9 protein-coding genes are annotated in these 13,312 nt (G+C 66.9%); 7 read left to right on the top strand and 2 right to left on the bottom strand.

Annotated features, from left to right (window positions below; genetic code table 11):
- Positions 1-132: 132 nt before the first annotated feature.
- Entirely contained in the window at positions 133-4,797 is a 4,665-nt protein-coding gene (locus M1M07_RS18225; RefSeq protein WP_248675103.1) for an AAA domain-containing protein, read from the top strand.
- 160 nt (positions 4,798-4,957) lie between these two features.
- On the opposite strand, the gene M1M07_RS18220 is transcribed toward M1M07_RS18225, so the two are convergent.
- Positions 4,958-5,521, bottom strand: coding sequence for a DinB family protein (locus tag M1M07_RS18220; RefSeq protein ID WP_248675102.1), 564 nt, complete (start codon positions 5,519-5,521; stop codon positions 4,958-4,960).
- Positions 5,522-5,593: 72 nt separating this feature from the next.
- On the bottom strand, positions 5,594-6,193 hold the full coding sequence (locus M1M07_RS18215; protein WP_248675101.1) for a TetR/AcrR family transcriptional regulator: 600 nt from the start codon (positions 6,191-6,193) through the stop codon (positions 5,594-5,596).
- A 72-nt stretch (positions 6,194-6,265) separates the two neighbouring features.
- Between M1M07_RS18215 and M1M07_RS18210 the strand changes: the two genes are divergently transcribed.
- The 6 genes from M1M07_RS18210 (at position 6,266) to M1M07_RS18185 (ending at position 13,311) form a co-directional block, all read left to right on the top strand.
- Complete coding sequence (locus tag M1M07_RS18210; RefSeq protein ID WP_248675100.1) at positions 6,266-7,450, top strand: Rieske 2Fe-2S domain-containing protein; 1,185 nt, start codon at positions 6,266-6,268, stop codon at positions 7,448-7,450.
- Between the two features lie 11 nt (positions 7,451-7,461).
- The gene (locus tag M1M07_RS18205; protein WP_248675099.1) at positions 7,462-8,229 is read left to right on the top strand and encodes an enoyl-CoA hydratase/isomerase family protein; all 768 of its coding nucleotides are present in this window, start codon (positions 7,462-7,464) and stop codon (positions 8,227-8,229) included.
- 11 nt (positions 8,230-8,240) lie between these two features.
- Positions 8,241-8,903: a PaaI family thioesterase gene (locus M1M07_RS18200; protein ID WP_248675098.1), complete on the top strand. Its 663-nt coding sequence runs from the start codon at positions 8,241-8,243 to the stop codon at positions 8,901-8,903.
- Positions 8,900-10,129, top strand: a complete 1,230-nt coding sequence (locus M1M07_RS18195) for a CaiB/BaiF CoA-transferase family protein (RefSeq protein WP_248675097.1) — start codon at positions 8,900-8,902, stop codon at positions 10,127-10,129. Before M1M07_RS18200 ends, M1M07_RS18195 begins: the two co-directional genes overlap by 4 nt.
- 209 nt (positions 10,130-10,338) lie before the next feature.
- Complete coding sequence (locus M1M07_RS18190; protein ID WP_248675096.1) at positions 10,339-11,904, top strand: class I adenylate-forming enzyme family protein; 1,566 nt, start codon at positions 10,339-10,341, stop codon at positions 11,902-11,904.
- Positions 11,905-11,934: 30 nt separating this feature from the next.
- Positions 11,935-13,311 carry an MFS transporter gene (locus M1M07_RS18185; RefSeq protein ID WP_197251419.1) on the top strand — a complete coding sequence of 459 codons (1,377 nt, stop codon included), beginning with the start codon at positions 11,935-11,937 and terminating at the stop codon, positions 13,309-13,311.
- The last annotated feature ends 1 nt before the right edge of the window (position 13,312 follow it).

The raw sequence follows: 13,312 nt of genomic DNA, 5'->3' as shown, positions 1-13,312 counted from the left end.
TCAGCCGCGCACGTTCCGGACGTGGGATTCTGTCATTTCGGTGAGGGGATTCGAAGGGGGACCGGACATGAAGATGTCGGCGACAGTTCCTAAGGTGGTACTGCCCGTTTCCGTCAGACGGGTGGAAGCAGGGTGAGTGCAGTGGGTGTCGAGTCGAGGGAGAGCGATCCCCAGCTGAGGGATCGCGTGCAACGCCTGCTCACCTTCTTGTCCGAGCTCGTCGAAGCGCGCAGCGCGCCCGTCCGGGTCCTGGGAAAGCACCGTGCCGTGATGCCTCTCGACGAGGTGAGTCTCCGTGCGGATGCCGCAGCGGGCGACGTCGTCCTCCGCGTTCCGCGCGGTCGCCTCGAGGAGCCGCCTCCGCAACTTCCCGAGCTTTTCGCGAGGTACGTGCAGGGGTCGATCGACGACTCCAGCGTCGAACCGGCGCTCCACCCGCGGACCCCGGGGGACACCGGCGGCTTCGACACCTGGCTCGCGCAGTGGCGGGCGTGGGCGGCTGCCGACCGCGAACGCCGCGCCGAGTCGCAGATCTACACGTTCCTGCAGCGCGCGATGCTCGACCTCGAAGGCCAACCGGAATCGCTGGAGCTCGTCGTCGCATCGGGATTGCTGCAGCTCTCCACTGGTGTGGCGGGGGAGCGGGTGTGCACCCACCTCATCACGCAGTCCGCCCTCGTCGAGCGCGACGCGGAGTCGGGCGACCTGTTCGTCCGGTTGAACTCCGACGCCGGCCCGTCGCTCGAGGACACCCAGCTCCTCACCGGGCTGGAGGTGTTCGACCCGTCCAGTACCCGCAACCTGCACGAATCCCTCGCCCTGCAGGTCGCGTCGCCCGTCGACCCCGCGACCCGGGCGTTCTTCAAGGAGTGGGCCGATCGTGCGCTCACCGTCCGAGTCGACGTCGTCGATCGTGCCGAGGAGGCGCCGTCACCCGAGGCGTTCCTGACGCCCTCACCCGCCCTGGTGCTGCGCAAGCGCGGTGCCTATGCGCTCGTCGAGTACTACGACCGCATGATCAGGGCTGCCGCCGACGAGTCGAACCCCGTGCCGCTCGGCCTGGCGCAGCTCGTCGAGACGATCGAACCGGCCGACCGCGTCGCATGGCTCGACCGCATCGCCGCCGCAGACGGTGCTCGCGCAGCCACCCCGTCCGCCCTGCTCGCCGACGATCCGCTGTTCCCGCTGCCCGCGAACGAGGAGCAGCGCGACATCATCGACCGGTTCACCGGCGACATCGGCGTCGTGGTCGAAGGCCCGCCCGGCACCGGCAAGACCCACACCATCGCCAACCTCATGTCCGCCCTGCTGGCTCGCGGCCAGCGCGTGCTGGTCACGAGTGAGAAGGCGCAGGCACTGCGCGTGCTCCGCGGCATGCTCCCGCCCGAACTGCAGGAACTGTGCGTGTCGGTGACCGACACGGCGCGGGGCGGGTCCGAGGAGCTCACCCACAGCATCAGCGGGATCGCCACGCGCAAAGCACAATTCAACCCACGGCGCGCGGCGCAGCGCATCGGTGACCTCACCGCGCAACGCGACGAGGCACTGAACCGTCGAGCGATGCTGACGGAACAGATCCGGCAGAGCCGCGCGGAAGAGACGGTCGTCCACCCCGAGGTCTCGGCCGGCTACGGCGGGACCGTCGCGTCGATCGTCCGGCGCGTCCGGGCACAGGAAACGCGGTACGGATGGCTGCCCGGCCCGCTCCTCACCGACACCCCACCGCTGACCCCCGAGGAATTCCAGATCCTCCTCATGCTCCACCAGCGGTCGAACGTCGACCGCGCGCGGCGCCGATTCCAGGTCTTCCCGGAACTGAGCCTTCCCACCCAGCGCGAGCTGCAGTACGCGTGCAACGCGGTCGCCCAGGCACCGTCCGAGGCGACGGAGGGTCACGCGTCGGGACTTCTGTGGGTTCTCGAGGGCGCGTCACCCGAGGCGCTCGCCCGCATCAACGAACTCTGCCGGCAACTGCAGGGGGCCCTGCAGGATGCGGAACGGCTCGATCCGCGATTCCAGCGCCTCGCCGACGACGTCCTGTCCGGGCAGGCGCAGCATCTGTGGGGAAAGGCCGCCGAGTTCGCGAAACTCGTGCAGGCAGCGCAGGAGGCCGACCGGTTCGTCGGCGCCCACACGGTGGAGACACCGGTGACGGGGCAGCGTGCCTTCGAGGCCTACGACGCGCTGGCGAACAAGCTGGAAGCGGGCGACACGTGGCGCAGCGGTTTCACCCGATTCCGCAGGAGCGACGAGCAATCCGCGGTGGAGGAACTCGGTGAGCTCGCGACCGTCGACGGCGTCGCGGCCACCACCGCCCAGACGGCCCGGATCGTCGCCGAACACCTACGCGCGCTCGACGCGGTCCGGGTGGTGGGAATCGCCCTCCGCGATCTCGGTATCGACATCCCGCTCGACGAGCCGCGCAGCCGTGCCGTCGGCGCGCTGGCCTTCATCGACAGGGACCGCGTCATCGTCGCCGACCTCGTCGCCCGGGCACGGGACGTCGAGTCGGCGCTGCGGGAGATCAACCCCGGTGCGCCGCGGATCGCGAACGTCGAACAGGCACGGTCCGTTGCGCAGTCGGCGCGGGCCATCGCCGCGGCCGGGACCGCCGAGGCGAGCAAGGCCTGGCTCGAATCGATCGGCATGTATGTGCGGGGTGAGATTTCGGGGGGTGCGTCACCCGAGGGACGTGCCCTGGCCCGGGCCTTCCACGACGCGGACCTGGACGGCATCAACGCGGCTCTGGACGCGTGGGACCGTGCCGCCGGCGAACACCGCGAGGAACTGGACCTCGTCTCCCTGCACGCGCGATTGACCGACGCCGCACCGGCTCTCGCGCACGCTCTCGGGAACGGTCCTTCGGAACCGCCATGGCCTGCCCGCCTCGCCGACATCGAGAACGCGTGGGCGTGGCGTCGCGCCGAGGAATGGGTGCGAGACCATCACGAGAACCGCGACGACCTGCAGCTCGACCGTGACCTCGATGAAGTCGAGCAGGACATCGCGCGGCTCACCGCGCAGCTCGCCGCGGAGAAGGCGTGGAGCGCGTGTCTCGATCGCACGACCGCCGAGCAGGTCCAGGCGCTGCATTCGTACCGCGACCACGTGGCGAGCATCGGCAAGGGCACCGGCAGGTACGCCGAGCGCTATCGTGCCGCGGCACGTGAGGCCATGCAGGTCGCGCAGGGCGCGGTGCCCGCGTGGGTGATGCCGCTGCAACAGGTGCTGGCTTCGATTCCGCCGGAACAGAATTCGTTCGACGTCGTCATCGTCGACGAGGCGAGCCAGGCCGACATCAGCAGCCTGTTCCTGCTGTGGCTGGCGCCGCGTGTCATCGTGGTCGGCGACGACAAGCAGTGTGCGCCGAGTGCGGTGTCGCTGGGTGCGCTCGACGGTGTGTTCAGTCGTCTCGACTCCTACCTGCCGGACATCCCGAACTATCTGCGGGACAGTTTCACTCCGCGGTCGAGCATGTTCTCGCTGCTGCGATCGCGATTCGGGAGCGTCGTCCGGCTGCGGGAGCATTTCCGGTCCATGCCCGAGATCATCGCCTGGTCCAGCGACCAGTTCTATGCGGACGACCCGCTGGTTCCGGTGCGGCAGTTCGGGTCCGACCGGTTGCCGCCGCTGCGCACCACCTTCGTCGAAGACGGCTTCGTGACCGGGCAGAATTCGTCGCTGACGAACCGCGTCGAGGCACGTGCCCTCGTCGACACGCTCGTGCAGTGCCTCGAGGACGAGGCCTATGACGGGAAGACGTTCGGTGTGGTGGTTCTGCAGGGACAGTCGCAGGTCGACGTCATCCAGAACGAACTGCTGGACAGGCTCACCCCGGAGCAGTGGGAGGAATGCCGGCTCCGCGTCGGCACGCCCCCGGATTTCCAGGGCGACGAGCGGAACGTGGTGTTCCTGTCGATGGTCGTCGCACCCGAACAGAACATCGCGGCGATGACGCGGACCGAATACCAGCGGCGGTTCAACGTTGCCGCGTCGCGGGCGCAGGACCAGCTGTGGTTGTTCCATTCGCGGACGGTCGATACGCTGCGGCCGACGGACCTGCGGCATTCGCTGCTCTCCTACATGCAGTCGACGTCCCCGACACCCGCCGCGCCGATGCCGGAGGGCGTGACACGCGACGAGCGGCACGAGGCGTTCGGCAGCCTCTTCGAGCAGGAGGTCTTCCTCGACATCGTTGCTCGCGGATATCACGTGAACCCGCAGGTCGAGGTCAACGGCCACTTCATCGATCTGGTGGTGACCGGTTCAGCAGGCAGGCTGGCGGTCGCGTGCGACGGCGATCGTTGGCATGCCGGCCCCGACCGGCAGCGCGCCGAGCTCGAACGGGAACGTGAACTGCAACGGTCCGGGTGGAGGTTCTGGCGGATCCGCGAATCCGACTACTACTTCGATTCGGTCGCGTCGATGGCGGGCCTGTGGGGCGAGCTCGAGCGGCGGGGTATCACGCCCAACCTTGCTGAGACCCAAGTCATTCCGGCACCGGGTGTCGACTCTGCGATCACCGAGCCGATTCCGATGGTCGAGATTTCGTCCCTCGAGCTCCCCGGACTCGCTGCTTCGCCTGCGATGGCGGTGTCGGCGCGGCTCGCCGAACTGATCGTGGATGCACTCGGGAACGAGTCGCATCCGGTCGTCGAACTCGCGGGCAGGCTCGATGTGGACTGGACGATCGTGCTTGCGGTGCTGGAGGACCTCGTCGCCAAGGGGGTTGTCGACGAGATCTCCGCGCCGGGGGAGCGGACGGTATATCGCGCGGCCGGTGTAGTGCCTTCGTAGGGCGGGGTTCGCGCGCCGGCCGGACAGCCGCACAGCGATTCGTGCGCGGCCGCCCGACGATCTACGCGGGCGAGTGCGGATTCGCTCACGCTACAGTGTGGGCGGATTCCGACTCGAGTCGTGGATCGGACCGAGCCCACATGGTCACTCTGACCCCGGCTCAGGAGCGATGCGTGTGCGTATGCAGGTCGCGCAGCAGCGAGACTTCCGACAAGTGATGGATCAGCTCGCGGTGGATGTGAAGCACCAGATCCGCCCTCGTCAGCTCCGGATACGGTTCCTTGTCGCCAACGGGGACCAGTAACCCGTCGTTGCCGAGATCCCGGACGCCGGCGAGCCACACGTCGAGCTGCGTTTCGAGCTGGTCGAGCGCGGTGGCGGCGTCGCCGGCGTACTCCCACGATTCGTACGACGCCGGTGCGGCACCGAAGTGCGCCGCGTTGCGGACGGCGAGCACCCCGACGATGACGTGGCCGAGCCGCCACGCGATCGTCGTGAACGGTGCCGGCACGGGCTCGGGGAAGGCGAAGTCGATGGTGAAGTCACCCGATCCCGCCTGAATCTGCGCCGTCGACGTGCCCCGCGGTCGCACGCTCCACGCATCGGGTACCGGGGACCAGAAGTACTCGTCGTCGGTGAGGCCATCGAGCCTGGCTCGGATCTGATGGTTCCAGTGGAATTCCCACTGCTCACGCAGCGAGTGGTTCAGGTCGAATGCGTTCATGAATCCCACGGTCCCGCATGTTGCAGGACCTCCGTGCGGGATCGGCGACCCAGCATTGTCGGTGATCCAGTGTCAGCGCCCTGGTGCCACCAGGGCGGGAACCACGAACATGCGGAGCTTGTCCCGCAGCCGGTCCAGCGAGCCGGCATCGGCGCCGAGGGCACTGATGTAGTTCATCTCGAGCTCGGACAGCCATTCGCACAGCAGGTCCAGATCGATGTCCGTGCGCAACTCGCCGGACTCCTGTGCCTCGGTGAGGATCGGCTCCCACAGCTCGCGGGTCAGCTCGACGGCCTTGCCGGACGTCGCGAGCAGCGTGTTGGCGAGCGTGGCCTCGGCGGGAGACACGAGCAGGTGGATCATCGGATCTCGAATGCCTCGACGGATGTTGGCGCAGAGGCCCTCCACGATGCGTTCGCCGAAGGTCGGGTACTCCCGGATGCGAGCTCGCCACGGCTCCATGTTCATGCGTGCGCGGCGGACGATCGAGGCCATGATGAGCGCTTCGCGGTCCGAGAAGTATCGGTAGAGCGTCGCCCGGGAGATGTTCGCTGCCCGGGCCACATCGGCCATGGTCGTCTTCGTGATGCCGAACCGCTCGAAGCACGATTCGGCAGCGACGAGGATCGCCGCGGTGACGTCCACGGTCTCTGCATCGGTCTTCTGTGCCACGCATGAACAATACCGCCGAGTAGTCTCACTGAGACACTAGACGCCTGATGTCTCATGTGCCATCCTGAGGACATGCAGCGTGAAGACAAGATCGAACTCACTCGGCGCTTGATCGCGCACAAGGACAACAACACCACCGACTACGCGGACGACCTGTTGCATGTGCCCTTCTCCGTGTTCAACGACCCCGAGCTGGCAAGCCTCGAACGCGACGTCGTGCGTCGGTTTCCGCACATCGTGGCGCACGTCGACGAGCTGAAGCAGCCGGGCGACTTCATCACCACCGACCTCATCGGCACGCCGTTGCTGGTGGTCAGGCAGTCCGACGGCAGCGTCAAGGCGTTCTCCAACGTGTGCCGGCACCGCGGAGCCAAGGTCGAGTTCGACGATTCGGGATGCAAGCGCATCTTCAGCTGCCCCTATCACAAGTGGGCGTACGGCCGAGACGGTTCGCTGCGCGGCCTGCCGCACGCCGAGGGCTTCGAGGGGATGGATCGCTCGCAATACGGTCTGGTGGAGTTTCCGTGCGAGGTGCGGCACGGTCTCGTCTGGGTCGTGCCGACGGTCGGGGCCGACCTGGACATCGCCCAGGTACTCGGAGACAAGCACGACGCCGAGGTCGCGGATACCGGTATCGGGGACTCGTTCCAGGTCCGCAAGGAGACCTGGAAGCTCGACATGAACTGGAAGATCGCGGTGGACGGGGTGCAGGACTCGTACCACCTGTGCCAGTTGCACACCAAGACGGTGTGCAACTACCTCGAGGGCAACATCACCGCGTTCGATCTCGTCGACCGTTCGTGGCGAATCGTGGTGGCGCGCAGGTCGATTACCGACGTACGCGACGCCGATCCGGATTCGTTCGACGTGCGCGACTACTCGCTCGCCAACTACACGATCTATCCCGGCACGATGCTCGTCACCGAGCCGAACCACTTCGAGATCTGGACCATCGTCCCCGACGTGGACGATCCCAACGTGTCGTACTGCACGATCCGGCTGCTCTCGCCGTCCGAGCCCACCACTCCTCGTGAGAAGCGGGTCCTGGAGAAGAACTGGGAACTGCTCATGGAGACGCTCCACGCGGAGGACTGGTTCGTGACCAAGACCATCGCCGACAATGTCTCGCACGGGCAGGTGGACGAACTGATCTACGGGCGGAACGAGCTTCCGGGACAGGTGTTCCACAAGATGATCATGAGCGATGCCGCCGCGATGGCGGAGGAGCGCCGGAAGAACGCCGGCGCCAAGGCATGACCACGGGCGGCATGACCACGAGCGAGCTACTCGAGTCGCCGCCCGGGCCGGGCGTACTGCAGCTGACGCTGAATCGTCCGGAGGCGCACAACGCGATCTCCCTGTCGATGCAACGAGCACTCGACGCGGCACTCACGCGGGCCGCAGGCGACGACGCCGTCCGGGTCGTCGTGATCGCGGGGGCGGGTGATCGTGCCTTCTCGGCGGGGTACGACCTGAAGGAACTCGCCGCGCTGTCGTCGAAGGAGAACCTGGAGGCGATGCTCGAGCGCGAGGAATTGCTGTGGCGATACCTCGAATTCCCCAAACCTACGATCGCTGCAGTTCAAGGCATCTCGTACGGCGGGGGAACCCTGCTCGCGGCGTGCTCCGACCTGCGGGTCGGTGGCGCGTCGACGCGGTTCACCGTGACCGCGGCCAAATACGGTGGCGCGAACCTGACGTGGATTCTCGACACGTTGATCGGAGCGGGGCAGACGCGAGATCTGCTCATGACGTCGCGCGCGGTCGCCGGTGACGAGGCCTACCGCATCGGCCTGCTCACTCGCTACGCGAGGGACGGCGACGTGCTCGAGGCCGCGTTGGAGGCGGCAGCGCAGATAGCGGCGCAACCGCCCGAGGCGATCAGGGAAATCAAATCGCTCCTGCTCGCCGGACACGGACGCGATCTGCGCAGTCGCTACGACCGCGAGAACACGGTCGCGCGCACCACCTTGCGGCCGCGCGCCGTCGGCGACATGTTCACGGAATTCTTCGGTGCCCGTGAGGAAACCGTGTGAGAGGGGGCATCATGGACGTTCTGAATCGTGCGAGTTCATCGATAGATGTCTGGGACCCGAACTGGGATGATCCGTTCACCCCGACGGCCGAGGCCGACGACGAGTTCGCCGAGTTGGTCGCCGCAGTGCGTGCGGTGCAGGAGGCTTTCACGCGATCGCGTCCCGACCCCGCGACCGCATCGGCCATCGCCGGGAAAATCCGTTCCGTGGCAACGGAATTGGAGGAGCACGAGGTCGGCGAGGACGACCAGATCCCGGGCCGTCGATGGGATCTGGCCGGACGAGGCCAGGCCCTTGCGCCCCCGTTGCACCTCGACGAGGTGACGGAAACGACCGCTCGGGGACGGGTCACGGTCGGCCGCTTCCATTCCGGCCGCTACGCGATGAACGGCGGTGTCACGCCGCTGATCTTCGACGAGATCATGGCTCGGCTCGCGAACGGTTTCGGGCGTCCGTGGGCTCGCACGGCTTATCTCCATGTGGACTTCCGGACGCCTGCTCCGCTCCACGTCGAACTGCGGGTGGAGGCGGAATTCGTGCGACAGGACGGTCGCAAGCGGTTCATGCGCGGAGCCATGTACCACGGCGACACACTGGTCGCAGAGGCCGACGGCCTGTGGGTCGAGTTGAAACCCGAACAGACACTGAATATTTCCGAAAGAGGCACGGAATGAGCGGATACTCCCTCCTCGAGGGAATGCGCATCCTCGAGGTCGCACAATTGGCACCTTCGTCGGTCGGCGGTCACCTCGCCGATCTGGGAGCCGAAGTCATCAAGATCGAGTCGGGTCCGCTGGGAGATCCGGTGCGGGTGGGCGGCAGCCGCGCGATCGGTGACGAGGACGGACCCTCGTTCATGCATCTGCGGTGGAACCGCGGGAAGAAGAGCGTGGCGCTCGATCTGCGCACCGACGAGGGAAAACGCACATTCCTGGAACTCGCCCGCACGTGCGATGCCGTCGTCGAAGGTATGCGCGGCGGCTACCTGGATTGGCTCGGCGTCGGATACGACCGACTGCGACAGGTGAATCCGAGGATCGTCTTCTGCACGGTGTCGGGCATGGGGTCGGACGGCCCGTACAGCCAACTCGGCACCGGCGGGCCGGTGTTCGACGCCTATGCGGGGCTCCGTGAGGTTCGCACGCCCGAGGAGCCGCCGATCGACGGGATCGCCGGTGGGACAACGCCACCGATGGCGATGTACGCGCTCGGTGCGTACGGCGCGATGGGCCTGCTGGCCGCGGTACACCGGGCGGGCCGCACCGGGGAGGGCTGCCGGCTCGAGGTGGCGGGAATCGACGTCGCCGCAGCGTGGATGCCCGATCTGATCGATGCCGAACTCAACAAGGACCGGTCGATCCCGCGTCCCACCTGGCTGCCGGACGGGCGCCTGCCCGACTGGCCGCGTCTCGAGGCGTACCGGACGAAGGACGGCGAAGCCATGCTGTTCGGTTCGCACGTCGAGAAGTTCTGGCGCAACTTCTGTCTCGCGGTGGACCGCCCGGATCTGCTGGAGATAGATCTCGTGAGTACCGATGCCGAGGCGTCGGCGCGCGCTGATCACGTGTACCGGGAGCTTCGGGAGATCTTCCTGCAGCGCACGCGCGACGAATGGCTCGCGCTGTTCCTCGAGCACGAGATCGCAGGTGGGCCAGTCAATTCGGTCAGCGACATGATCGCCGATCCGCACTTCGCCAGCCGTTCCAACACCTACCGCGTCGAGTACGAGGGCGTGGGTGAACTCGAATTCGTTGCGAGCCCGATCCGGGTGTCCGGGGAGGAATTCGCGCCGGCACTGCCTCCGAAGTTCGGCGCGGACACCGACGAGGTGCTCGCCGGCCTGTCGTGCCACGACGGTTCCGGCGATCCGTCCGGCAGGAGCGCGGCCGCTCGCGGTTAGCCGAGAAAATGCCCGGCAGATTCGGTTGTACCGTTTACCTACGCATGTTAGATTCGTCCCGTCCCCGGTGACCGCGCTCACACTCTCGGTGAGTGTGCATCCCGCGCCCGGGGATCTTGGACGGGTGGACAGGCTCGGCAGGAGCCGCACATTTCGACAGTCGTGAGCGAGAGCGGGCTACGCCGCCACGGCCGGCACGAGGAGACAGAATGAATCTGGCCGATCTGGTTCGATACTGGGGCAAGACTCGTCCCACCCAGCAAGCGATCGTCTTCGGGGACACTTCCCAGACCTGGGCCGAGGTGGATGCGGTCACCGACTCGCTTGCGCGGGGGCTCGCAGCCCGTGGCGTGCGCAAGGGCGATCGTGTCGCCGTGATGATGCTCAACCGTCCCGAGCTGGCACACGTCGTTCTGGCTACGCTCAAGCTCGGAGCGATCAGCGTCCCGCTCAACTTCCGGTTGGTCGGCAAGGAGTTGGCGCCGATGATCGCCGACTCGTCACCGCGTGTGGTGATCGTCGAGAACGAGCTTGCACCCCTGCTCGAAGTCGCAGCATCGGAAACCGATTTCGAGATCTTCGCGATCGGTGGGACCGATCATCGGCCGTACAGCGATCTGCTCGAACCCGGTGAGGCTCCCACCGTGGAGATCCACCCCTCGGATCCGGCGTTCATCTGCTACACGTCGGGCACGACCGGGGTCCAGAAGGGCGCGCTCATCACGCACCGCAATGCGCTCGCCCCAGGTATCGCGCAGGTGCTCAGCCATGGCATCTCCGGTCGTGACCGCGTCATGTGTTCGGCTCCGCTGGTCTACACCGGTTCGGTGTTGTCCATCTTCGCGCAGCTCGTGGTGCTGCCCGGATCCACCATGGTGCTGCTGCGTGAGTTCGACCCGGCGATCGCCCTCGACACGTTCGAGCGCGAACAGATCACCGCGACCACCACCGTCCCGGTCATCTGGGAGCGCATGACGCAGCTGCCCGGCTTCGGCAGGCGCAAGCTCGCGAAGTTCACGTTCGCCGGTGCGGGCGGCGCACCGATCAGCCTGGACCTGCTCGACTTCTACCAGAGTCGTGGCGTTCCGATGACGCAGGCGTACGGACTGACCGAGGCGTCGGGCATGGCATCGACGCTGAACTACGAGGATGCTCGGACCCGTCCGGGATTTGCCGGGCTGGCCCTGGCCGGAACGCAGCTGCGCATCGCGGGCGAGAACGGTGGATTCGCCGAGCCGCACCAGGTGGGCGAGATCCTGGTGCGCGGTGAGCACGTCATGCGCGAGTACTGGAACAAGCCGGAGGCCACGGCGGCGACGCTCGTCGACGGCTGGCTGCACACCGGCGACCTCGGCCTGCAGGATGAGGAGGGCTTCCTCAAGGTGGTCGATCGCAGCAAGGACATGCTCATCTCCGGCGGCCTGAACGTGTACCCGGCCGAGATCGAGAAGGTGCTGCACGGCATCGAGGGGTTGGTCGATCTCGCCGTGATCGGCGTCAAGGACGACCGGTGGGGTGAGGTTCCCATGGTCGTCTTCCACAGCGAACGTCCGGCGGAGGAGATCGTCCGCGACATCACCTCGGTGTCGAGCGGCAACCTCGCCAAGTTCAAGCGACCGGTGCACGCGGTGGCCCTCGACGAGCCGCTGCCCCGCACCTTCTCCGGCAAGTTGGCGAAAGCTGTTCTGCGGGAGCGATTCCAGACGCCGCCGGTCGACGCCATCCCGGTGCCCAAGGATGTATCCACCGCGGACGCTGCCACGTCCCGGTCCTGAGCTCCATCCCTTCTCCGAGAGGACACGCACGTGAGCGGTACTCGCGATGTGGACATCACCGCGCTCATCGACCGTTCGTCTCTGTCGTCCCTGCAGAAGCGTGTGCTGGCGCTGTGCCTGGGTCTCGCGATCCTGGACGGCATCGACGCGCAACTCATCGGGTTCGTCATTCCGGCGATCTCCAAGGACTGGGACATCGCACCGGCATCGTTCGGCTTCGCGCTCGCGCTGAGCACAGGCGCGATGGTGGTGGGCAGTCTGTTGTTCGGCCCGCTGGCCGACCGCTACGGTCGGCGCAAGATCATCATTGTGTGCACCGTCATCTTCGCGGTGTTCACGCTGGCCACTGCGGTGGTGACCTCGATGCCGGCGCTGATCGTGCTGCGGGTGATCGCGGGCCTCGGGCTCGGTGGAGTGACACCGAATCTTGTTGCCATGGTGAGTGAATACAGCCCTGCACGGATCCGCGCGACGATGGTGACGGTGACGATCGCGGGCATGTCGCTGGGTGGGTTCATCGGTGGCTTCGGCGCTGCACTCCTCATCCCCAGGTTCGGTTGGCAGTCGCTGTTCGTCCTCGGTGGTGTGCTGCCGTTGATCCTGGTGGTCGCGGCCCTGCGATGGCTGCCGGAATCCGTGAAGTTCCTGGTGGCCCGCGGGCGCCACGAGGAGGCCGTGCAGATCGTCGGCGAGATCGCACCCGAGGCGCGTATCGACGCCGCGACCCGGTTCACCCAGGACGCGGCGGTCGCGACGAAGTCGCCGGTGGGCGCCCTGTTCCGCTCCGGCCGCGCGGCCGACACGGTCCTGCTGTGGGGCGTGTTCGTCATCAACTTCCTGGTCATCTACTTCCTGCTCAGCTGGATGCCGACCCTGTTCGGGGAGGGCGGCCGGAGTGCATCGACCGCGCTCGTGGCGGCGTCGCTGTTCAATCTCGGTGGGATGACCGGTGCGCTGACGTTCGGGCGGATCACCGACCGGATCGGCAACGGATTCGTCGTCGTGATGGCCGGCTACACCCTCGGCGCCGTGTTCACCGCAGCGGTCGCATTGCTGCTCGGCAGCGGATGGCTTCTCCTGGTGGCGGTCTTCTTCGTCGGGTTCGGCATGTCGGGAAGTTCGGCAGGCATCATCGCGATCGCGGCAACGGTGTATCCCGTCGCGGTCCGCGCAACGGGTGTCGGCTGGGCGATGGGCATCGGACGAGTCGGTTCGATCGCGGGGCCGGCGATCGGTGCGCTGCTCATCGCGGCCGGGTTGGATGCCAAGAGCATCTTCCTGCTCACGATCGTGCCGACGCTGCTGGCTGTGGTGACGCTCGGCGTCCTGGCGCTCCGAAGTCGGCGACCAGGGCGTGACGACAGCGTCGCGGCGGCCGCAACTCCAAGCCTGGTCGAAGCCGAATAGA

It is taken from the genome of Rhodococcus sp. HM1, from assembly GCF_023218075.1.
Classification (GTDB): Bacteria; Actinomycetota; Actinomycetes; order Mycobacteriales; family Mycobacteriaceae; genus Rhodococcus.
Note: the sequence above shows the minus strand (reverse complement) of the source record. Positions and strands in the feature narration are given on the sequence as shown.

Bases quoted from the DNA above. Each gene is read 5' to 3' on its own strand.
- M1M07_RS18220 (WP_248675102.1), bottom strand. From the start codon at position 5,521: ATGAACGCATTCGACCTGAACCACTCGCTGCGTGAGCAGTGGGAATTC.
- M1M07_RS18210 (WP_248675100.1), top strand. From the start codon at position 6,266: ATGCAGCGTGAAGACAAGATCGAACTCACTCGGCGCTTGATCGCGCAC.
- M1M07_RS18205 (WP_248675099.1), top strand. From the start codon at position 7,462: ATGACCACGAGCGAGCTACTCGAGTCGCCGCCCGGGCCGGGCGTACTG.
- M1M07_RS18200 (WP_248675098.1), top strand. From the start codon at position 8,241: ATGGACGTTCTGAATCGTGCGAGTTCATCGATAGATGTCTGGGACCCG.
- M1M07_RS18195 (WP_248675097.1), top strand. From the start codon at position 8,900: ATGAGCGGATACTCCCTCCTCGAGGGAATGCGCATCCTCGAGGTCGCA.
- M1M07_RS18190 (WP_248675096.1), top strand. From the start codon at position 10,339: ATGAATCTGGCCGATCTGGTTCGATACTGGGGCAAGACTCGTCCCACC.